At 63.2% G+C, this 20639-nt stretch carries 26 protein-coding genes and 7 pseudogenes; 12 read left to right on the top strand and 21 right to left on the bottom strand.

The window, feature by feature from the left end; translation table 11 throughout:
- Positions 1 to 21: 21 nt before the first annotated feature.
- From QM711_RS12825 to chvE, 15 genes and pseudogenes are all read right to left on the bottom strand, one after another.
- Positions 22 to 843: an aldehyde dehydrogenase family protein gene (locus QM711_RS12825; RefSeq protein WP_415099888.1), complete on the bottom strand. Its 822-nt coding sequence runs from the start codon at positions 841 to 843 to the stop codon at positions 22 to 24.
- Positions 844 to 1020: 177 nt separating this feature from the next.
- Complete coding sequence (locus QM711_RS12820; RefSeq protein ID WP_415099886.1) at positions 1021 to 1587, bottom strand: dihydroxy-acid dehydratase; 567 nt, start codon at positions 1585 to 1587, stop codon at positions 1021 to 1023.
- A gap of 79 nt (positions 1588 to 1666) precedes the next feature.
- A pseudogene (locus QM711_RS12815) lies at positions 1667 to 1717 on the bottom strand (hypothetical protein); the annotation flags it as partial.
- 109 nt (positions 1718 to 1826) lie between these two features.
- Positions 1827 to 2201, bottom strand: a pseudogene (locus QM711_RS12810) (dihydroxy-acid dehydratase); the annotation flags it as partial.
- Positions 2202 to 2297: 96 nt separating this feature from the next.
- On the bottom strand, positions 2298 to 2738 hold the full coding sequence (locus QM711_RS12805) for a dihydroxy-acid dehydratase (RefSeq protein WP_415099884.1): 441 nt from the start codon (positions 2736 to 2738) through the stop codon (positions 2298 to 2300).
- A 105-nt stretch (positions 2739 to 2843) separates the two neighbouring features.
- Positions 2844 to 3026, bottom strand: coding sequence for an SDR family oxidoreductase (locus QM711_RS12800; RefSeq protein WP_415099882.1), 183 nt, complete (start codon positions 3024 to 3026; stop codon positions 2844 to 2846).
- Positions 2992 to 3297 (bottom strand): SDR family NAD(P)-dependent oxidoreductase, encoded by a 306-nt coding sequence (locus tag QM711_RS12795; RefSeq protein WP_415099880.1) that lies wholly within the window; start codon positions 3295 to 3297, stop codon positions 2992 to 2994. Before QM711_RS12795 ends, QM711_RS12800 begins: the two co-directional genes overlap by 35 nt.
- Positions 3207 to 3530, bottom strand: coding sequence for a hypothetical protein (locus QM711_RS12790; protein WP_415099988.1), 324 nt, complete (start codon positions 3528 to 3530; stop codon positions 3207 to 3209). The genes QM711_RS12795 and QM711_RS12790 overlap by 91 nt, the downstream gene beginning before the upstream one ends.
- Before the next feature lie 90 nt (positions 3531 to 3620).
- Complete coding sequence (locus QM711_RS12785; RefSeq protein WP_415099878.1) at positions 3621 to 4181, bottom strand: hypothetical protein; 561 nt, start codon at positions 4179 to 4181, stop codon at positions 3621 to 3623.
- Positions 4182 to 4579: 398 nt separating this feature from the next.
- Positions 4580 to 5143: an ABC transporter permease subunit gene (locus tag QM711_RS12780; RefSeq protein WP_415099986.1), complete on the bottom strand. Its 564-nt coding sequence runs from the start codon at positions 5141 to 5143 to the stop codon at positions 4580 to 4582.
- On the bottom strand, positions 5053 to 5508 hold the full coding sequence (locus QM711_RS12775; RefSeq protein WP_415099876.1) for an ABC transporter permease subunit: 456 nt from the start codon (positions 5506 to 5508) through the stop codon (positions 5053 to 5055). The genes QM711_RS12780 and QM711_RS12775 overlap by 91 nt, the downstream gene beginning before the upstream one ends.
- A gap of 285 nt (positions 5509 to 5793) precedes the next feature.
- On the bottom strand, positions 5794 to 6060 hold the full coding sequence (locus tag QM711_RS12770) for a hypothetical protein (protein ID WP_415100005.1): 267 nt from the start codon (positions 6058 to 6060) through the stop codon (positions 5794 to 5796).
- 36 nt (positions 6061 to 6096) lie between these two features.
- Positions 6097 to 6369 (bottom strand): annotated as a pseudogene (locus tag QM711_RS12765) (ABC transporter ATP-binding protein); the annotation flags it as partial.
- Between the two features lie 511 nt (positions 6370 to 6880).
- Positions 6881 to 7315: pseudogene (locus QM711_RS12760) on the bottom strand (ATP-binding cassette domain-containing protein); the annotation flags it as partial.
- Between the two features lie 92 nt (positions 7316 to 7407).
- Positions 7408 to 8475, bottom strand: coding sequence for a multiple monosaccharide ABC transporter substrate-binding protein (chvE, locus tag QM711_RS12755; RefSeq protein WP_415099874.1), 1068 nt, complete (start codon positions 8473 to 8475; stop codon positions 7408 to 7410).
- A gap of 79 nt (positions 8476 to 8554) precedes the next feature.
- Here chvE and QM711_RS12750 point away from each other — a divergent pair, with 79 nt between their 5' ends.
- Positions 8555 to 9037, top strand: coding sequence for a LysR family transcriptional regulator (locus QM711_RS12750; RefSeq protein ID WP_415099872.1), 483 nt, complete (start codon positions 8555 to 8557; stop codon positions 9035 to 9037).
- A complete protein-coding gene (locus QM711_RS12745) occupies positions 8998 to 9552 on the top strand; it encodes a LysR substrate-binding domain-containing protein (protein WP_415099870.1) in 555 nt (184 codons plus the stop codon). Before QM711_RS12750 ends, QM711_RS12745 begins: the two co-directional genes overlap by 40 nt.
- A gap of 85 nt (positions 9553 to 9637) precedes the next feature.
- Here QM711_RS12745 and QM711_RS12740 read toward each other — a convergent pair whose 3' ends face one another.
- On the bottom strand, positions 9638 to 9769 hold the full coding sequence (locus QM711_RS12740; protein ID WP_415099868.1) for a hypothetical protein: 132 nt from the start codon (positions 9767 to 9769) through the stop codon (positions 9638 to 9640).
- A gap of 90 nt (positions 9770 to 9859) precedes the next feature.
- Between QM711_RS12740 and QM711_RS12735 the strand changes: the two genes are divergently transcribed.
- The 9 genes and pseudogenes from QM711_RS12735 (at position 9860) to QM711_RS12695 (ending at position 16490) form a co-directional block, all read left to right on the top strand.
- Positions 9860 to 10582, top strand: a complete 723-nt coding sequence (locus QM711_RS12735; protein WP_415099866.1) for a GntR family transcriptional regulator — start codon at positions 9860 to 9862, stop codon at positions 10580 to 10582.
- A 110-nt stretch (positions 10583 to 10692) separates the two neighbouring features.
- Positions 10693 to 11430: a transporter substrate-binding domain-containing protein gene (locus QM711_RS12730; protein WP_415099864.1), complete on the top strand. Its 738-nt coding sequence runs from the start codon at positions 10693 to 10695 to the stop codon at positions 11428 to 11430.
- A 228-nt stretch (positions 11431 to 11658) separates the two neighbouring features.
- A complete protein-coding gene (locus tag QM711_RS12725) occupies positions 11659 to 12324 on the top strand; it encodes an amino acid ABC transporter permease (protein WP_415099862.1) in 666 nt (221 codons plus the stop codon).
- Positions 12325 to 12335: 11 nt separating this feature from the next.
- On the top strand, positions 12336 to 13001 hold the full coding sequence (locus QM711_RS12720) for an amino acid ABC transporter permease (protein WP_415099860.1): 666 nt from the start codon (positions 12336 to 12338) through the stop codon (positions 12999 to 13001).
- A gap of 28 nt (positions 13002 to 13029) precedes the next feature.
- On the top strand, positions 13030 to 13803 hold the full coding sequence (locus tag QM711_RS12715; protein WP_415099858.1) for an amino acid ABC transporter ATP-binding protein: 774 nt from the start codon (positions 13030 to 13032) through the stop codon (positions 13801 to 13803).
- Between the two features lie 33 nt (positions 13804 to 13836).
- Positions 13837 to 14148, top strand: a pseudogene (locus QM711_RS12710) (aminotransferase class IV); the annotation flags it as partial.
- A pseudogene (locus tag QM711_RS12705) lies at positions 14147 to 14515 on the top strand (aminotransferase class IV); the annotation flags it as partial. The pseudogenes QM711_RS12710 and QM711_RS12705, both read left to right, overlap by 2 nt.
- A 64-nt stretch (positions 14516 to 14579) precedes the next feature.
- Positions 14580 to 14759: a hypothetical protein gene (locus QM711_RS12700; protein WP_415100003.1), complete on the top strand. Its 180-nt coding sequence runs from the start codon at positions 14580 to 14582 to the stop codon at positions 14757 to 14759.
- 178 nt (positions 14760 to 14937) lie between these two features.
- A pseudogene (locus QM711_RS12695) lies at positions 14938 to 16490 on the top strand (chloride channel protein).
- A 143-nt stretch (positions 16491 to 16633) separates the two neighbouring features.
- Here QM711_RS12695 and QM711_RS12690 read toward each other — a convergent pair.
- The 5 genes from QM711_RS12690 to QM711_RS12670 form a co-directional block, all read right to left on the bottom strand.
- Complete coding sequence (locus QM711_RS12690; RefSeq protein WP_415099856.1) at positions 16634 to 16990, bottom strand: sensor histidine kinase; 357 nt, start codon at positions 16988 to 16990, stop codon at positions 16634 to 16636.
- A gap of 104 nt (positions 16991 to 17094) precedes the next feature.
- Positions 17095 to 17475, bottom strand: a complete 381-nt coding sequence (locus QM711_RS12685; RefSeq protein ID WP_415099854.1) for a histidine kinase dimerization/phospho-acceptor domain-containing protein — start codon at positions 17473 to 17475, stop codon at positions 17095 to 17097.
- 92 nt (positions 17476 to 17567) lie between these two features.
- A complete protein-coding gene (locus tag QM711_RS12680; protein WP_415099852.1) occupies positions 17568 to 18017 on the bottom strand; it encodes a hypothetical protein in 450 nt (149 codons plus the stop codon).
- An 89-nt stretch (positions 18018 to 18106) separates the two neighbouring features.
- Positions 18107 to 18196, bottom strand: coding sequence for a hypothetical protein (locus QM711_RS12675; protein ID WP_415099850.1), 90 nt, complete (start codon positions 18194 to 18196; stop codon positions 18107 to 18109).
- Complete coding sequence (locus QM711_RS12670) at positions 18196 to 18678, bottom strand: response regulator (RefSeq protein WP_415099848.1); 483 nt, start codon at positions 18676 to 18678, stop codon at positions 18196 to 18198. Before QM711_RS12670 ends, QM711_RS12675 begins: the two co-directional genes overlap by 1 nt.
- 115 nt (positions 18679 to 18793) lie before the next feature.
- Between QM711_RS12670 and dsbD the strand changes: the two genes are divergently transcribed.
- Positions 18794 to 20593 (top strand): protein-disulfide reductase DsbD, encoded by a 1800-nt coding sequence (gene dsbD, locus QM711_RS12665; RefSeq protein ID WP_415099846.1) that lies wholly within the window; start codon positions 18794 to 18796, stop codon positions 20591 to 20593.
- Positions 20594 to 20639: the final 46 nt, after the last annotated feature.

The raw sequence follows: 20639 nt of genomic DNA, 5'->3' as shown, positions 1-20639 counted from the left end.
AGGCGTCGGCGATGCCCTCGGTCAGCATCGTCTGCGGCGGGCGCGCTGTTCCAGCGCGGCGGGGCGTGCGTCGATGAAAGCCTCGCCGCCTCGGCCCTCGGCCAGCACGACGATGCCGGGATCTGGTGCAGAACTGGCCGGCGCCCGAGGGTCAGCGACGCCGGCCCAGTCCTCGGCGATCAGCCGCGGCCCCCGGGCGGCCAGCGCGGCGGGCAGCACGAACACCGGGTTGACCGAGCCGAGCTCGCCGAAGAAGGGAATCGGCTCGGGCCGCCGGGCAGCAGAGGTCGAAGAGCGCGCTGCCCGCCGGCCGAGCGAGCCGGTGAAGCCCACGGCGCGGATCAGCGGATGGGTGACGAGCGCCGCGCCGATCTCGCGGGCGCGGCCGCCGTGGATCAGGGAGAAGACGCCCTCCGGCAGCGCCGCAGGCGGCCGAGCGCCGCGCGGATCGCCTCCGCGACCACCTCGCCCGTGCCGGGATGGGCCGGATGGCCCTTGACCACCACCGGGCAGCCGGCGGCCAGCGCCGAGGCGGTATCGCCGCCCGCCACCGAGAAGGCGAGCGGGAAATTCGAGGCGCCGAACACCGCCGACCGGACCGACCGGCCGCTGCATCAGGCGGATTTCGGGCCGCGGCAGCGGCTTGCGGTCCGGCAAGGCGCGCATCGAAACGCCGGTCGAGAAAGTCGCCCTTGCAGAATGTGATAGGCGAAGAGCCGAAGCTGCGAAGGTGGTGCGGGCCCGCTCGCCCTCCAGCCGCGCGGCCGGCAGGCCGGTTTCCTGCCGTGCCGATTTCGGTGATCGCGGCCTGCCACGCGCCTCGATCTCGTCGGCAATCGCCATCAGCAGGCCAGCCCGCGTCTCGCGCGGAGCCAGCCGTAGCTCTCAGAAGGCCGCCTCCGCCGCCCTTGACCGCGCGGTCGACATGCGCCGGCGTCGCCGACGGCGAAGCGGCGCGACGGGCCCGTTGCCGGATCGGTAGAGAAAGGCTCGGTTCCCCTTCGACCCATTCGCCGGCGATCAGGTGCCTGCCCCGCGGTGTGAAAACCATGTCCTCGTCCTTCCGATGCACATGGGAAGAATCAGTGGCTGTCCTTGCCGACCGCGTTCCCGCGACAGCCCTTGAGGAAATCGAGGTCGGCGCCGGTATCGGCGCCCTTCGACATGCTGCTGGTGCAGCCAGGCATAGCCGGAGGTCGGCAGGCCGTGGTTCGGCTGCCATTCGGCGAGACGCCGCGCCAGTTCCTCGTCGGAAATGTCGAGATGCAGGCGGCGGTTCGGCACATCCAGCTCGATCATGTCGCCGTTCTGCACCACGGCGAGCGGACCGCCCACGGCGGCCTCCGGCGAGGTATGCAGAACCACCGTGCCATAGGCCGTGCCGGACATCCGGGCGTCGGAAATACGCACCATGTCGGTGATGCCCTTCTTCAGCACCTTCGGCGGCAGGCCCATATTGCCGACCTCGGCCATGCCGGGATAGCCCTTCGGCCCGCAATTCTTCATGACCATGACGCAGGTCTCGTCGATATCGAGATTGTCGTCGTTGATCTTGGCCTTGTAGTCGTCGATATCCTCGAACACCACGGCGCGGCCGCGATGCGACCATCAGATGCGGCGAGGCGGCGGAGGGCTTCAGCACCGCGCCCTTCGGCGCGAGGTTGCCGCGCACCACCACGATGCCGCCCGACGCGGTCAGCGCCTTCTCGGCCGGCAGGATGACATCCTCGTTCCAGTTGACGACGTCCTTGACCTCGTCCCAGATGCGCGTCGCCCGAGACCGTCAGCGCATCCTTGTGCAGGAGGCCCGCTTCGCCCAGCCGCTTCAGCACCACCGGCAGGCCGCCGGCATAGAAGAACTCTTCCATCAGGTACTTGCCCGAGGGCATCAGGTTGACGATGGTCGGCACGTCGCGGCCGCAGCGGTCCCAGTCGTCCAGCGTGAGGTCGACGCCGACGCGGCCGGCGATCGCCAGCAGGTGGATGACGGCATTGGTCGAGCCGCCGATGGCCGCATTGGTGCGGATGGCGTTCTCGAAGGCCTGCTTGGTCATCACGTCGGAGGGCTTGAGGTCGTCCTTGACCATCTGCACGATGCGCCGGCCGGTGAGCTGGGCCATCACCTTGCGGCGGGAATCGACGCCGGGAATGGCGGCGTTGCCGGAGAGCGACATGCCCAGCGCCTCGGCCATCGAAGCCATCGTGGAGGCGGTGCCCATCGTGTTGCAGGTGCCGGACGAACGGCTCATCGAGCGCCTCGGCCTCGAGGAATTCCTCCTGCGTCATCTCGCCGGCCTTCACCATTTCGGAGAACTTCCAGATATGGGTGCCGGAGCCGACGCGCTCGCCCCGGAAATAGCCGTTGAGCATCGGCCCGCCGGTGACGACGATGGAGGGCAGGTCGACAGGAGGCGGCCGCCCATCAGCAGCGACGGCGTGGTCTTGTCGCAGCCGACCATCAGCACGCAGCCATCGATCGGCTGGCCGCGGATCGCCTCCTCGACCGCCAGCGCCGCGAGATTGCGGAACATCATCGCCGTCGGGCGGAAGGTGTTTTCGGAGGCCGAGAAGACCGGCACTTCCATCGGGAAGCCGCCGGCCTCCCACACGCCCGCCTTCACCTTTTCCGCGAGTTCGCGCAGATGGCCGTTGCAGGGGGTGAGGTCGGACCAGGTGTTGAGAATGCCGATCACCGGGCGGCCGTCGAACAGATCATGCGGATAGCCCTGGTTCTTCATCCAGCCGCGATGATAGATCGACGTCGCGGCTGGTGCCGCCATACCAGTGCTGCGAACGGAGCTGGCGTGGCCAGGGCGCGGGAGTGAAGGGTTTACGTTCGTCGGTCATGACCAACCTCCATCAACGATGAAATTCTGCGCGGTACACATGGCGGAGGCCTCGGAACCGAGGAACAGCGCCATCTGCGCGATATGCCGGGGCAGAAGTTGTCCCGGAAGGCACTGGCTCGTGCGTATCGCCTCGCGGGCCGCATCATTGACCCACAGCTTCAACTGCTTCTCCGTCATGACCCAGCCGGGGACCAGAGTATTGACGCGAATCCCGTCGCCGCCGATGGTCGCGGGCGAGACAGCGCGTCATGCCATGCACGGCCGCCTTGCAGGCGGCGTAGGAGGGAAGTTCGCCGCTCTTGATCATCCAGGACACCGAACCGAAATTGACGATGGAACCGCCGCCCACCGCCTTCATCATCGGCACCACGGCCTGCGCCGCAAACATCTGGTGACGCAGGTTGACGGCGATGGTGCGGTCGAAGAATTCCTCGGACAGATCGTCCACGCGAATGACGCTGGTCGTTGGCGGCATTGTTGACGAGCACGCGGACCGGGCCTTCCTCCTCCGCCGAAGCGGTGGATGACCTGCTGGTAATCCGCCGTCTTCGTGATATCGCAGGCGGCAAAGCGGGCCTTCAGGCCTTCGACCGCAAGCCGGGCGGCGAGCGCCTCACCCTCCGCCACGGCGATGTCGACGAAACAGACGACCGATCCCTGCCGGGCGAAGGCCTCCGTCAGTTCGGCCCCGATGCCCGTCGCGCCGCCCGAAATGAAGACGACCTTGCCCGCCAGATCGGGGTAGATCGCAAGGGGCTGCGACCGGGCCGGTCATAGCACGCGTACCTTGACGGCGTCGTCGGCGCTGCCTTTCGCAATCGCCAGCGGATTGGAAAGCGCCACGCCGAAATCGGGGGCCGAGATTTCGAACACGTCGCCCGCTTCCGGCTTGATCTTGTCGGCGAAGGAAAGCGTCGCCGTGCCGAACATATGGACATGCAGATCGCCCGGCTGGCAGAACAGGCCGTACTTGAAGTGATGATGCTCCAGATTGGCGAAGGTGTGCGACATGTTCGCCTCGCCCGACAGGAAGAGCTTTTCCCACAGAACCTTGCCACCGCGCAGGATGCGGCTCGTGCCGCGAATATCGGCCGGCAGGTCGCCAACCAGCAGTTCCGGGCCGAAGGCGGCCGGGCGCAGCTTGGAATGGGCGAGGAACAGGTAGTTGATCGCTCGGTCACATGGTCGGAAAACTCGTTGGCCAGCGAGAAGCCGACGCGGAACGGCGTGCCGTCCGGGCCGATCAGGTAGATAGCCGGCAATCTCCGGCTCCTCGCCGCCGTCGAGCGCGAAGGCCGGCGACATGAGCGCGATCGCCGGGGGCGACGGCATTGACGCCGGTGCCCTTGTAGAACCATTCGGGCTGGACGCCGACCTTGCCCGGCGTCCGGCCTGCCGCCTTCGAGACCCATGCGGAACATCTTCATCGAGTCCGACAGGCCCTCGGCCGGCGCATGCATGGCGTCGCGCGTCGCGGCCGATCCGGTATGGGTGAGGCCCGTACCGGTCAGGAACATGCGGGCCGGCTCGGGGTGGCGCAGCGGCACGTCGAGCGCGCCCTTCGCGGCGAGTTCGGCCACGTCGACCGTCTCGCCGCCGGCCGGGATGACTCGCGGAAAGCGGCTTGCCGGCCTTGATGGCCTCCTCAGCGAAACCGAGGATGGTCGCGCCGGGAACGAGCCGTGCGGCCGCCGTCGCGCGTCGTCGCGGCACCGCGACGCCGCCGGATTTCAACTGGCTGAGAAGCATGATCTTACCCCTGCTTGGTCTTGTTGTAGACATCGAAGATGACGGCGACGAGCAGCACCAGGCCCTTGATGACCTGCTGGTAATCGATGCCGATACCCATGATCGACATGCCGTTGTTCATCACGCCCATGATGAGCGCGCCGACCACGACGCCGACCACCTTGCCGGACGCCGCCGGACATGGAGGCGCCGCCGATGAACACCGCCGCGATAACGTCGAGTTCGAAGCCGACGCCGGCCTTCGGCGTCGCCGAATTGAGGCGGGCGGTGACGATCATGCCGGCAAGCGCGGCGAGAACGCCCATGTTGACGAAAGTCAGGAACACCAGCCGGCTGGTCTTGATGCCGGAAAGCTTTGCCGCCTTTTCGTTGCCGCCCAGCGCATAGATGCGGCGGCCGGTCGTCGTCTGGTTGGTGAAGAAATTATAGGCGACGATCAGCACCGACATGATGATCAGCACGTTGGGCAGGCCACGGAAGCTCGCGAGCTTCCAGCCGACGAACAGCAGCACGGCAGCGACGACGACATGCCTGAGCCAGAACATGCCCATCGAACCGGATTCGCATGCCGAAGGACGTGCTCGCGGTTGCGCGGAGCGCAGGTTCTGCCAGACGATGACGAGGATCGCGACCGGCGCACCACGGCGATCGCCGTCATGTTCGGCCGGCCGACACCGAAGAAATCGGGCACGAAGCCGGTGGACAGCGCCTGGAATTCGCGCGGGAACGGGCCGATGTTCTGGCCGGCCAGCAGCCACAGCGTCAACCCGCGGAACACCAGCATGCCGGCCAGCGTCACGATGAAGGAGGGAATACGCCAGAAGGCGATCCAGTAGCCCTGCGCCGCGCCGATCACGCCGCCGGCGATCAGCACCGCCGGGATGACCGCCCAGACCGGCCAACCATGCATGCACCGTCAGCGTGGCGGCGATCGCCCCGGTGAAGGCCGCGACCGAGCCGACCGACAGGTCGATATGGCCAGCGACGATGACAAGCAGCATGCCGAGCGCCATGATGATGACGTAGGAATTCTGCAGGAAGAGGTTGGTGATGTTCTGCGCCGACAGGAAATCGACATCCTGGGTGGCGCGAACCACGATGAGGAAGAAGAAGACGATGGCGAGCAGCGCCAGCATCATCCCGTTTTCCCGAAGATTGCCCCCGAGCTGGGTGCGAAGGGTTTCCTTGGCGCTCGTCACGCTGCTTTCTCCCCGTTTTTCTGTCCGTCCCGGATGATGAGGCTCATGATGCGTTCCTGGCTGGCATCCTCGCGGGAAAGCTCGCCGACGATGCGCCCCTCGTTCATGACGTAGATGCGGTCGCACATGCCGAGCAATTCCGGCATCTCCGACGAGATCATCACGATGCCCCGCCCCTGGGCGGCGAGATCGTTCATGATGGCGTAGATTTCATATTTGGCGCCGACGTCGATGCCGCGCGTCGGCTCGTCGAGGATCAGCACCTGCGGATCGGTGAACAGCCATTTGGACAGCACCACCTTCTGCTGGTTGCCGCCCGACAGGTTGACCACCTGCTGCATGACGCTCGGCGTGCGGATCTTCAGCGCCTTGCGGTAATCCTCGGCCACCGAGTGCTCGCGCCCCTTGCCGAGCACCCAGCCGGTGGCGACGCCGGCGAGGTTGGCGAGCGTCACGTTGCGGGTGATCGGCTCCTCGAGGATGAGGCCGAGCACCTTGCGGTCCTCGGTCACATAGGCAAGCCCGGCATCGATGGCGCGGCTGACCGTGCGAAAGATCGGCCTTCTTGCCATTGAGCGTCGCCTCGCCCGACAGGAACCGGCCGTAGGAGCGGCCGAACAGGCTCATGGCCAGTTCCGTGCGGCCCGAGCCCATCAGGCCGGCGATGCCGACAATCTCGCCCTTGCGGACGGTGAAGGCGGCATCCTTAATCATCTGGCGCGGCTGGTCGGCATGGCCGACATTCCAGCCCTTGACCTCCATCAGCACTTCGCCGATCTCGGCGTCGCGATGCGGATAGCGGTGCTCCATGTCGCGGCCAACCATGTCGCGGATGATGCGTTCCTCGGTGATTTCCTCGCGCGCCATGGTCGAGACGGTCGAACCGTCGCGGATGACGGTTACGCGGTCTGCAACGCGGCGGATTTCGTTCAGCTTGTGCGAAATGATGATCGAGGTGACGCCCTGGGCCTTCAGCTCCAGCATCAGGTCGAGCAGCTTCTGGCTGTCGTTTTCCTGAAGGGCGGCGGTGGGCTCGTCGAGGATTAGCAGCTTCACGTCCTTGGCGAGCGCCTTGGCGATCTCGACAAGCTGCTGCTTGCCGACGCCGAGCTTTTCGATGGGCGTGCCCGGCGCTTCGGAAAGGCCGACCTTCTTCAGAAGTTCCTCGGTCTTACGGAAGGCGAGCGGCCAGTTGATGACGCCGTTCTTCGCCACTTCGTTGCCGAGGAAGATGTTCTCGGCAATCGACAGGAGCGGCACAAGCGCCAGTTCCTGGTGAATGATGATGATGCCCTCGGCCTCGCTGTCGCGGATCGAACGAAAGGCCATGGGGCGGCCCTCGTAGACGATCTCGCCTTCGTAGCTCCCGTGGGGATAGACGCCGGACAGAACCTTCATCAGCGTCGATTTGCCGGCGCCGTTCTCGCCGCAGATGGCGTGGATTTCGCCTTTTTCGATAGTCAGGTCGACACGGTTCAGCGCCCTGACGCCGGGGAAAGACTTGCCGATGCCCCGCATTTCCAGAATGGCTGTCATGAAAACTCCTCCGGAACGACAGGGCGCGGAAGCCGCGCCCTGCCAGATCTTTCCGCGAACCGGAAAGCGATCGCTTAGTTAAGCTGATCGGCCTTGTAGTAACCGGATTCCACGAGAACCTTCTCATAGTTCGACTTGTCGACCGGCACCGGCTCGAGCAGGTAGGACGGAACGACCTTCTTGCCGTTGTCGTAGGTCTTGGTATCGTTGATTTCCGGCTCCGAGCCCTGAAGCACGGCGTCGACCATCTTCACGGTGACGGCGGCAAGCGCGCGGGTGTCCTTGAAGATCGTCGAATACTGCTCGCCGGCCTTGATCGACTTGACCGAGGGGATTTCCGCATCCTGGCCGGTCACGATCGGCATCTTCAGGTCGCCGGAACCGTAGCCGACGCCCTTGAGCGAGGACAGGATGCCGATGGACAGGCCGTCATAGGGCGACAGGACGCCGTTGACATGCTTGCTGTCGTCGTACTTGGCGGACAGGATGTTGTCCATGCGGGCCTGAGCCGTGGCCGGATCCCAGCGCAGCGTGCCAACCTTGTCCATGCCGGACTGGCCCGACGGGATGACGATATCGCCCTTGTCGATCAGCGGCTGGAGAACGGACATGGCGCCGTTATAGAAGAAGAAGGCGTTGTTGTCGTCCGGCGAGCCGCCGAACAGCTCGACGTTCCACGGCTTGGCGTCGGGGAAGCGCTCCTTGAGGCCGTTGACCAGCGAGGTGGCCTGCTGCACGCCGACCTTGAAGTTGTCGAAGGTGGCGTAGTAGCTCACCGCGCCGCTTTCGCGGATCAGGCGGTCATAAGCGATGACCTTGATGCCGGCGGCTTCGGCGTTTTCCAGAACGTTGGTCAGCGTCGTGCCGTCGATGGAGGCGATCACCAGAACCTTGACGCCCTTGGTGACCATGTTCTCGATCTGGGCGAGCTGGTTCGGGATATCGTCCTCGGCATATTGCAGGTCGGTGTCGTAACCGGCAGACTGGAGCTGCTTGACCATGTTGTTGCCGTCGTCGATCCAGCGAGCCGACGACTTGGTCGGCATGGCGATACCGACGAGGCCCTTGCCGGCCGCATAGGCCTGGGCAGCAAAGAGACAAGCGCCAATCGCTGCAGTCGCCGCGAGAAATTTCAGTTTCATCCTATCCTCCCTCAAGGGTCGTCCTCAGACCCGGGTCATCATCCGCGATACGGATGGCGAAGGAATAGACACTCTCGACATGCCGATCAAATCGAATTATCTCCTTACGCCATATCAAAACTGGTATGCGATTAGATGGCTCCCTCGCTCTTTCCGCCTGCCCTATCTGAAATTGTCGCATTTACGTCTCGTGGCGGCGATTGCCGAGCATGGCCAGATCCAGATGGCGGCGCAGGCCCTGACGCTGACCCAGCCGGCCGCCTCGCGGGCGCTGGCCGAAATCGAGAAGCTGGTGGGCGCGCCGCTGTTCGAGCGCCATCCGCGCGGCATGACGCCGACGACGCTCGGCGCGATCTTCGTGCGCCGCGCCCATGCCATGCTGATGGAAATGCAGGATCTTTCCCACGAATTGCAGGCCGAGCGCGAGGGGCGCAGCGGCCTGGTGCAGATCGGCGCGGTCACCGGCCCGGCCGTCGCCTGTCTCGTGCCGGCGGCGCGCAAGCTGAAGGCGGACAACCCCAAGTGGAGTTGCGCATCGATGTCGGTCCGTCGATCCAGCTGATGCGCGGGCTCGAGGAAGGCGAATACGATTTCGTCATCGGCCGCCTTCTGCCCGATTCCGACGCCGAGGCGTTCCAGATCGTGCCGGGCAAGATCGAAAGGGTGCGCTGTCTCGTGCGCCACGGCCATCCGCTGGCCGGGCGCCGCCATGTTCCGCTCGCCGATCTCAAGGAACATCCGTGGATCATCCAGGAACGCGGCACGCCGATCCGCCAGGCGGTGGAAGCCGCCTTCATCGGCAAGGGCCTCACCGTGCCCGACGATGTGATCGCCACCTCCTCCCTCGTCCTGATGATGGCGCTCATCCCCGGATCCGACCTGATCGCGCCGATGTCGCTGGAGGTCGCCCGGCTGATGGAGGAAACGAGCGGCGGCGTGCTGGCCTCGCTCGATCTCGATATTCCCATCGAGGTTTCGCCCTACCACGTCATCACCCGCCGCGACCGGCGGCTTTCGCCCGCTGCGCAGAACCTCTACGCCATGGTCATCGAGGAAATCACCCGCGCACGGGTGTGAAAGAGAAAAGAACGGCGCCAGAGGCGACGAGGAGCGTGGTTCCCCTTCCACGCGATCCATTGATGGAAACTATGACAATCAGAGATCAATCCTGATCGTTCAGCGGTTCCAAGCCGATTGACAAAGGCCACACGTCAAAGACACAGGCCCAACCATATTTTTTTGGCGATGGCTTAAGCAGCTTGCCGCTGCCACCATCGCCCATGACGTCATCCATACTGTCATGACAAACAGACCGCATACTTGACTCTCGTAATTACACGTGATTGATTGTCAACAATCGATCACAAACTTAGCCGAGGTCATAATGGCTGGCCAGCAAGCGCAGGGTTTCGCTCAAATCCCCAAAGCGACCTTCCGTGAGCATATCCTCGATAGCCTTCGCAATGCGATCCTGAGCGGCGAGATCGCGCCGGGCGCGCAGGTGACGGAATCAAGCCTGGCTCAACAATTCGGCGTTAGCCGCGGGCCGTTGCGGGAAGCCATGCGTCAGCTCATCGATGAAGGATTGCTGGTGACCGTGCCCTATACGGGCACCCATGTTGTCGATCTCTCGGTCGACGATATCCGCGAAATCTATTCCATGCGCGTGAACCTGGAAATCTTCGCCTTCGAGCTGGTATGGGAAAGGCGCGACCAAGCGTTCCATGAAGGTCTGCGCGCCCGCCACGCCACGCTGACGCGCTGCATTGATGCTGGCGACGATGTCGGCAGTATTCATGCGGAGCTTCAATTGCACGGCTTCGTCTATGAGGTCTCCGGGCACAAAATCCTCCTGAAGACGTGGGAGAGCATCAAGGGTCGGCTTCAGCTCTACTGGGCGGCCCATCATCGCGCCCATGGCATTCGGGGCCCGCGTCGTGACGGCCATGACAGCTACGTTGCCAATGCGCTCGGCCCGGACCTGGAGGCCATGCGCGCGGAAATCAAGGGACATATGGCGCGCGGCGGTGAACAGACCGAAACGTTCCTCGTGAACCTTCAACAGGAAGAAGCAAAGTCGAAGGGGCCCGCGCTGAGGCGCGTTTGAGGAACATCGGACACGTTTTGCATGCGACGCATGCGACCCATTCACAGAACTCCAATTCCAAGAAGCCGAAAAGGCCGTTGAACAGGTTTAAAACCACAGAGGATTGACGGATGAACACCAATCGCAGAACCTTCATCACGCTGACGGCCATGGCGGCCGCCAGCTTCGCGCTGCCGGCTTTCGCCCAGAACGCCTCGACGCTGGAGCGCATCAAGCAGGACAAGCAGCTTCGCATCGGGGTCACCTCCGCCGAGCCCTGGTTCTTCAAGGATCCGATGACCGAAAAGTGGACCGGTGTCGGCGTGGCGATGGGCGAAAAGCTGGCGGCCAATCTCGGCGCAACGCTGGTTCCGGTCGAAACCACCTGGGCGAATGCCGTCGCCGCGCTTCAGGCGAACCAGATCGACCTCATGTTCGTGCTCGACCCCACCGAGGAACGCAGGAAAGCGGTCGACTTCCCGGACGCCCCGCTTTTCTACTATGCCATGGGCGCGCTCGTTTCCGAAGGGTCCGACGCCAAGACCTGGGAAGACCTCGACAAGGCCGGCACGCGCATCGGCGTCACGCTCGGCACGTCGCTGGACAAGAACATCACCGCCCTCGTCAAGAACGCGGAAATCAACCGCTTCTCCAACAATGACGAAGCCATCGCCGCATTCGCCTCCAAGCGTGTCGATGTCGTCGTGCAGTTCCACCCGGCGCTCGTCGTGCAATATTCCCGCCTGAAGCTTGGCAAGGTCATCCTGCCTTCGCCGGTCGATCCGGTTCAGACCAGTGCCGGCCTCAGGAAAGGAAGCGGACCCCGCCTTCCGCAACTGGGTCAGCGAACAATTCGCCACGCTCTATAAAGACGGCGTTCCCGACCAGATCTTCGACGCTTATCTGAAATCGAAGAACATCGATCCGACCGGCATTCCCGGTCTTGTCAAAGAAGCCTGGAAATAATCGATCCGGCCACGGAAGGGCTGCCTCCGCGCATTCTCTTCCGTGGTTTCCCGTCAGTCTCCGATGACAGGACGATCTCGCCGGCAAAGCCAGCGCGATCCCGGTTCCGCACGTTCAAAAGGATCGCTTGCATGGGTTATGATTGGGATTTTTCCGGCGTCTGGGCCAGATACGACCTGCTGCTTGTCGGCCTGGTCAATACGATCAAGATCGCGGCGATTTCCATTGTCCTCGGCGTGATCGTCGGCCTGATGCTGGCCTTCCTGAAACTCTCGCCACGGAAATATCTTTCCGCGCCGGCGACGGCCTTCATCGAATTCTATCGGAACACGCCGCCGATCATCCACTTCTTCTGGTTCTACTATGCCCTGCCCGTCCTGGCGAATATCAGCCTCGACCCGTTCGTGGCCGCCGTCCTGGCGCTCTCGACGCAATCGGGCGCCTTTTACGCGGAAGTATTTCGCGGTGGGATCGTTTCCATCGAGCAGGGCCAATGGGAGGGGGCCAAGGCCCTCGGCATGCGGCATTCGCAGCTGATGCGCCGCATCATCCTGCCGCAGGCGCTCACCCGCATGTTCGCGCCCTTTGTCGAGCGCTCCTTCGAGCTAATCAAGACCACGGCGCTGGCATCGACGCTCGCCTATGCCGACCTCCTCTACCAGGCGATGATCGTCAACAGCGAAACCTTCCGCCCGCTGGAAGTCTACACCACCATCGCCCTCATGTACGTCATCCTGCTCGTCACGGCCAGCACGCTCGCCCGCGTCGCCGAAGCGCGCCTGACCGCCTACCGCTAAGGAGAATGACGATGGACTATCAGTTCGATTTCGCCCTCGTCCTGCAGAGCCTGCCGGTTCTCATGCGCGGGCTGCTCGTGACGATAGAGCTATGGATTCCCAGCATCGTCATCGGCCTTGCCGCCGGCTTCTTCCTTGCCCTTGCAAGGCTTTCCGACCGGGCGATCCTGCGCGTGCCGAGCCTTGTCTATATCGAGCTGTTCCGGGATACGCCTGTCCTGATCCAGCTCATCTGGTTCTTCTACGCCTTCCCGATCGTCATCGGCGTGCAGCTCTCGCCCTTTACCGCGGCTCTGCTCGGCCTTTCCCTCAACACTTCGGCCTATTGCGCGGAAATCTACCGCGGCGGCATCCAGTCCATTGCCCGGGGGCAATGGGAAGGAGCGCGGGCACTCGGCATGCGGCGCTCGAAAATCCTGCAGCGCATCATATTGCCGCAGGTGTTCAAGCGCATGCTTCCCGCCTTCACCAACCGCGCAATCGAAGTGGCGAAGATGTCTTCCCTCGCCTCGGTCATCTCGGTCCACGAACTCATGTATCAGGGCCGCCTCCTCAGCTCGACCTACTATCGTCCGCTCGAAATCCTGACGACCGTCGCCGTAATCTATTTCATCCTCATCTATCCCGGCACCTGGCTCTCCGCCCGTCTCGAGCGGCGTCTTGCGGCAAAAGCCTGAACCTGCCTCAACGGAGATACCGCAATGCGTGAGCCTAGTTCTTCGCGTCTCTGACCTTCATAAATGGTTCGGCGATCTTCATGTTCTCAAGGGGATCGACTTTTCCGTCGAAGCAGGAGAACGTATCGCCATCATCGGCGGCAGCGGATCGGGCAAGAGCACCTTTCTGCGCTGCCTGAATTTCATGGAAATGCCGACCAGCGGCACGATCGCCCTCGACGGCAAGGAAATCGGCAAGCCTTACGGCAAGGACGGCGCGCGCCGCTACCCGGAATCCGAACTTTGCACGGTGCGTGAGCGCGTCGGCATGGTGTTCCAGCAGTTCAACCTCTTTCCGCATATGACCGTTCTCGAAAATGCCATGGAAGGTCTCGTGACCGTCAAGGGTATGAAGCGGGACGCCGCACGGGAAAAGGCGGCGGAGGAACTGGAAAAGGTCGGGCTTGACGGCAAGCTGGATGCCTATCCCAGCCGGCTTTCGGGCGGTCAGCAGCAACGCGTCGCCATTGCCCGCTCGCTTGCGATGGAGCCCGAAATCCTGCTCTTCGACGAACCGACCTCCTCGCTCGACCCGGAACTGGTCGGCGAAGTGCTGCGCGTGATCCGCCAGCTCGCCGAGGAAGGACGCACGATGCTGCTCGTCACGCACGAACTGGGTTTCGCCTATCACTTCGCGACGAAGGTCATTTTTCTGGCCGACGGCGTCTTCCATGAGGTCGGCACGCCGGACGAGGTGCTGAAGCACCCGAAGCAGGAACGCACCCGCGCCTTCCTGAACCGCTTCACCGAATTCGCCTTTTAGGCTAACTGAACACTCTGGAAAGGAAATAGGATCATGAACGCAGTTGCCGCCAGCAGCACCAGTTCTCAAGGCTATGTCGCAGACAGCCGCAACGACGACGTGCTGGTCTATGTGAATGGCGAATTCTTCAAGCGCGACGAGGCCAAGATCTCGGTGTTCGACGCCGGCTTCGCACTCGGCGACGGCGTCTGGGAAGGCGTGCGCCTCGTCAATGGCAGGATCATCGCCCTCGACGAGCATCTGGACCGACTCTACGAGGGCGCCAACTCAATCCAGCTCGACATCGGCATGACACGGGAGGAGCTCACGACCGCGCTTCGGCAGACCTTCGAACAAGAACGGCATGACCGACGGCGCCCATGCGCGCCTGATGGTGACGCGCGGCAAGAAGAAGACGCCGAACCAGGACCCGCGTTTCGCGCTCGGACAGGCGACCATCGTCATCGTCGCGGAATTCAAGGTTCCGAAGCCGGAATCCAAGGCGAACGGCCTTACGCTGCTGACCTCCGCCATCCGTTGCAGCACGCCCGACGTCTTCGATCTGCGGCTCAACTCCCATAGCCGCCTCAACTTCATCCACGCGCTCATCCAGGCGATCAACGCCGGTGCGGACGAGGCCCTGATGCTCGATCCATTCGGATTCGTCGCCAGCTGCAACTCCACGAATTTCTTCATCGTTCGCGGCGAGGAACTGTGGACGTCCACCGGCCGCTTCAATTTCAACGGCATCACGCGCAAGAAAGTCATTCACCTCTATGCGAAGGCCGGATCATATCGTGCATCAGAAGGATTTCACGCTCGCCGAGGTCTATGGCGCTTACGAGGCGTTCGTCACCGGCACGCTTGGCGGGATCACTCCTGTCACGCGAATAGACGGACGCGTGATCGGCAGCGGCAAGCCCGGCCCGGTGACCGAACGCATTGCTAGCCTCTACGCCGCCTATCTGCAAGGCTGAGAACAGGTGACGCGATGGTCACGCTCGACCAGTCCGGAGGAAGAGCCGCCAGGATCCGCCGGGCCATAGCCTTTTCGCATCCCGCCCCGCCTGCGCGCCATCGTCCGTGCGGACGAAACATGGCTCGTCGTGCTCGCGGCCGCCGTGGGTGTGATTGCCGGCGACCTGCGTCGCCCTCATGGTCGCGATGATCCAGACGCTCCACCATGTCCTCTTCGCAATCGAAGGACATGAGGTCAGCGGAACCGCCTTCATCGACCCGTGGCGTGCCGCTCTCATACCAACCATCGGCGGAATCATTCTCGGCGTAATCGGCTGGCTGTCGATGCGCCGCGCCCGCATTCCGATCATCGATCCGGTCGAAGCCAACGCGCTCCACGGCGGGCGCATTCCGATGAAAGGCAGCCTGCTGCTTGTTCTTCAGACGATGATGTCCAACGGCTTCGGCGCGTCCATTGGCATGGAAGCCGGCTACACCCAGATCGGTTCGGCGATTGCCTCCCGCCTCGGCCAGATTTTCAGCGTGCGCCGAAACGATCTTCGAACGCTGGTCGGTTGCGGCGCGGCCGGCGCAATCGCCGCAGCCTTCGATGCACCCTTGACCGGCGCCTTCTACGCCTTCGAACTCATCATCTCAACTTATTCCATTGCGACACTCGCCCCCGTCGTCGTCGCCTCCATCACGGCCGTCGGCACGATGCGCCTCCTTCTGCCGCAGGAATCCTTCCAGGTGGATTTCGCCGGCACGCTGACGGCGACGGACTATAGCCTGGTCTTCGTCATGGCGATCCTGAGCGCCCTCGTCGCCATCGTCATGATGCGCACCGTGACGCTCGTCGAAACGCTCTTCGGCAAGAGCCGGTTCCCGTCTGGATGCGGCCGACCATCGGCGGACTGTGCGTGGGCGGCCTCGCCCTCATCACCCCCGCCGTCCTGTCGTCCGGCCATTCTGCGCTGCATGTCGGCTTCGGCGCCTATTATACGGCGCCGGTCCTCGTCATGCTGATCGGGCTGAAGGTTCTGGCTTCGGCGATTTCCATCGGCTCGGGCTTCCGCGGCGGCCTGTTCTTCGCCTCGCTGTTTCTCGGCGCCATGCTCGGCAAGCTCGTCGCACTCGGCTGGATGGTCGTCTTCGGCCTCAAGATACCGGGTCTGGTCGTAGCCATCATCGGCATGTGCGCGATGGCGACCGCAGTCCTCGGCGCACCATTGACGATGGCCTTCCTTGCGCTCGAAACGACCGGCAGCCTGCCCCTCACCATCGCCGTTCTGGCCGCCGCAGTCGTGTCTTCGATCACCGTGCGGCGCCTGTTCGGCTACTCCTTCGCCACCTGGCGCTTCCATCTTCGCGGAAAATCCATCCGCAGCGCCGCCGATATCGGCTGGATGCGGGAACTGACCGTCGGACGAATGATGCGCAAGGACATCCGAACCGTTACTGGCCGACATCGATATCACCCGCCTGAAGCGCGATTTCCCTCTCGGCTCAGCGCAACGGCTGATCGTTGTCGACGACGAAAACCGCTATGTCGGCATTATCCTCGTTCCGGAACTTCACCGCGACAGCTTCGGAGGCAAGTAACAGCGAAAGATCTGGTGCAATTCGCCGATATAGCTCTTTTGCCGAGCCTCAGCGTGAAAGAGGCAATGAAAGCATTCGCCGCCGCTGAAGCGGATGCTCTGGCAGTCATCGACAATCCAGCCGGAAGAGTAAAGTCATCGGGCTTCTGACGGAACAGCATGCTCTGCGCCGATACAACGAGGAACTCGACCGGCGGCAGAATGAGGCAAACCCATATACATGAGCTCGAACCGTCAAGGGTTTCGTTTCCTTCGCAGGCATCAAGCCTTCGGCCTTAAAAAGATGAACCTCTTCAATTGCGAACGGGCTCCACGAATTTCGTGCCGTTCAACGGAAGCACGATTTGCACCGCAAAACTCTTCGCCTGCTTCTCGAAAGATAACCGGCCGCCAAGTTTCCGCACCGCCATATCGACAATCGATAAGCCCAGTCCCGTCCCTTCTCGCCCATGCCTGCCGCGATTGAAGCGACCCGTGAGATGCCTCGCCTCTTCGGGCGTCATTCCCGGCCCCTTGTCGATGGTGGCTATGTGCAATTCCTTTCCGGTTTTTTGCACGGACACCTCGATCTCTGACTCAGGAGGGGCATAAAGGATGGCGTTTTCAAGCACGTTCTTCAGCGCAAGAGCAAGAAGCGTCCGATCGAACATGATCGGTTCCAGCGTGTCTTCGACATGGGCCTCGATCCTGACATTCTCTCATCACCCGCAAACTCTCGAGATCGGAGCGGATTTCGGCAAGGAGGGCGGGAATGTCAGTCGTATCGGCGGCACGCGATACATCCACCGAGTCGACGGCGGCCATATCGATAAGCTGGCGAACGAGGCGGCCAGTGCGGTGGAACGCTCGTCGAAATGTGGCGCAAGGCCGTCTCGCGGATCGTGTTGTCGTCGCTGCGCAGCGCAATCTGCGCCTGGGTCTTGAGGCCGGCCAGCGGCGTCTTCAACTCGTGCGCGGCATAGGCGATGAAGGTCTTCTCCCGTTCCCGCGTTTCGCTGACCCTTCTGAAGAGAGCATTGAGAGACCCAAGAAGCGGCTGAACCTCCCGTGGCGCACGCTCTCTTCGAAGGGATGAAGCGCATCCGCGACCGGCCGGACAGCGAAGCGGCGATGCGGTTAAGCGGAGCAAGGCCACGGTCAACGCCCAGCCAGATCAGGACCGCAAGAACCGGCACAATGGAAAGCGCCGGCACCAGCTGGCCCTTGACGACATCATCCACCAGCTTGTCACGCATCGCCAGACTGTCGCCGACAAGGACCCGAACGCCGAGCGTGGGGTTGACCACGGCATAGACCCGCCACCGTTCCATCGATCACGGTATCTTCATATCCACTGGCATGATCCCGCGAAAGAGGTGACCGCCTCGACCGGCTGGCCGAAGCCGACCTGCCAGCCGACATCTGGCGGGAGAGCTGACGGTTGTAATCGCCTTGCCGACGGCGAAAGCTGATGGACGTGGATCGCGACCGCGCGCCATCCACGGCGGCGGCAACATCGATATCATGGCAGTGGGTAATCAGCGAGCTCACCATGCGGGCCGCCTCGGTCAGCCGCGCATCCAGCACGCGTTCCACCTGGTGCTGCGTGCTGAGATAGGTCCAGAATACGGCGCAGCACCAGACCGCACCGGTGGTCATAAGCAGGATGACGATCAGGCGAAGACGGATCGAGGTCATTCGGGCGCTCCCATCCAGTAGCTCGACGCCACGCGTACGTCTCGATCGCGGAGGAGCCGAGCTTGGCTCGAAGCTTATGAACATGAACCTCAGACCGTGTTGCTCTCCACGTCCTCCTGCCAGCCGTAAAGCCGCTGTTCCAACATCTGCTTGGAATGGATCATGGTTGGGTTCTCCATCAATGTCTGGAAAATCGAGAATTCGCGCCGGGAAAGGGAAATGCTCTTTTCCTCTCTGCGAACAGCCATTCCGGCAAGGTCGAGGACAAGGCTTGCCACCGCAGCTCGGGGTGTGCTCTCCCCGCGCCGCGCCGCGTGATGGCCCGCAGCCGCGCGGCGACCTCATCCAGATCGAACGGCTTGCCGAGATAGTCGTCGGCTCCGGCGTCCAGTCCGCCGATCCTGTCGGCTGTTTCATCCTTGGCGGTCAGCACCAGGATCGGCGTGCGGTCGCCCTGCCGCCGCAGCCGCGCCAGAACATCCAGACCGCATCCATCCGGGAGCATGCGGTCGAGAACGACGGCATCGAAGCGGTTCGTCGCAAGGGCCTCCGTCGCATCGGCAACGCTCGACACGGTGTCAACCGTGAAGCCTGAAAGGCCGAGGCCGACCTTCAATCCGTCGAGCAGCACCGCATCGTCTTCGACAACAAGAATGCGCATCACACCTCCGTGAACTCTTCGCCGGCACCGGACCTGCACCGCCCACCTTAAGCCTGCCTTAAGCTGGCCGCGACATCCCTCCCCGCCTCTTGGCAACGATGGGGAAGGGAGAAGGATGCGCAAGGCCACCCTCTTGGCGATGGTTCTGGTTCTCATTGCGGCGGTGATGCCGACACAGGCGTTTGAAGAACCGCTCCCGATGGATAAAGCCTTTGCGCCCGCCTTCGACAAAAGAAACGACGGCGCCCTCGTCATCACCTGGCGGATCGCGAAGGGGTATTACCTCTACCGGGATTATCTTGCGGCGGAAGATGACGGCGGCCAAGCCCTGAGCTTGGAGACCGAGCCCGGCAAGGTCAAGGACGATCCGGGCTTCGGCACCACCGAGGTTTATTATGAAAGGGCGTCCGCCGCCGTGGCCGAACCTCCGCCGAAAGTCCGGCTGACCTATCAGGGATGCCAGGATGGCGGCCTGTGCTACCCCCCGACAACGAAAATCATCGACGTCGCCGCAATGACGGCCAGCGTTCCGGCTGCGAATAGCGCTGTCCTCCCCTCCTCCGACGCAACGTCCGGCAACGGCTTCAGCATTGCGAGCGGCCGCGCGCCAACCGCCGTCAACCAGTTGATGAGGGACGGAGGACTTGCCCTGCTCCTTGCCGGCTTTCTCGGCTTCGGGCTGCTTCTCGCCTTCACACCCTGCGTTTTTCCCATGTATCCCATCGTGGCGGCCATGCTGTCACGAGAGGGCAGCCGCCTCACGGCGGGCAAGGGCTTCCTGCTGTCGGCCACCTATGGGCTGGCGCTCGCCACGGCCTTCGGCCTTCTCGGAATGGCGGCCGCATGGTCGGGGCAGAACCTGCAGATGGCGTTGCAATCGCCCTTCGCGATCGGGACGATTTCCGCCCTCTTCATCGTGCTGGCGCTCTCCAATTTCGGCCTGTTCCATCTCCAGCTTCCTGTCGCATTGCGCAATCGCTTCAATTCCGAAAGCGGCAAGGGCAACTCGCTGGGTGGCGCCGCCTTGCTGGGTTTCTCCTCCGCCTTCCTCATTGGCCCCTGCGTGACCGCGCCGCTTGCGGGCGCATTACTTTACATCGCCCGGACAGGCGATGTCCTGATCGGGGCCCTCGCCCTCTTTGCCCTTGGCCTCGGCAAAAGCCTTCCGCTGGTCATCATGTTGACCGCCGGCGGCAAGGCGCTGCCCCGTGCCGGCCGCTGGATGGAGACGATCCGTCACGTCTTCGGGTTCATCTTTCTCGCCACAGCCATCTGGCTCGCGACGCCCCTCATTCCCGAACGCTTCACCCTTCTGCCGTGGGCCGTTCTGGCGCTGGTCTTCGGCATTTATGCCACCGGCTACGAAGGACTGCGCCCGACAGGCGGCTACGGCGTCATGCTCCGGTCCATCGCCTTCATCTCACTCCTCTGGGGCGGTCTTCTCTTCATCGGCTTCAGCCTCGGCGCAAGTGACCCTCTGACACCTCTCGGCCCGTTGAAGGGCGTAGCCGGCACCGAAACGAACCCGCCTATCGAGAAGACCGATTTCACGAAGATCGGTTCAAGCGAGGCGCTTGCCTCGCACCTGAAAGCGTCGTCCGCGACGAACGAGCCGACACTTCTCTATGTGACCGCCGACTGGTGCGTTACCTGCCGCGCGATCGAGCGCTCCGTTCTGAAGGATCGGGAGGTTCAGTCGGCCCTTGGAGGCATACGCCTCGCGAGCCTCGACGTCACGACGCCAGACCAGGACCGCCGCGCCCTGATGCAATCTCTCGAGGTGATCGGTCCGCCGACGATGATCTTCTTCGACGGCGCACACAGGGAGATCTCCGGCACCCGCCTCATTGGCGACATCACGACCGCATCGCTGGCCGAATCGGCCAGAACGGCGAAAGACGCGCTGCGCCGGTGAATATCGTCGCTCTCGGCCCCAACGAATACCCAGGAGAAGAAACCCG

The sequence above is a fragment of the Micropruina sp. genome (assembly GCF_047602385.1).
In the GTDB taxonomy this organism is placed as follows: Bacteria; Actinomycetota; Actinomycetes; order Propionibacteriales; family Propionibacteriaceae; genus Micropruina.
The sequence above is the reverse complement of the archived record's forward strand: the minus strand, read 5'-3'. Positions and strand labels throughout refer to the sequence as shown.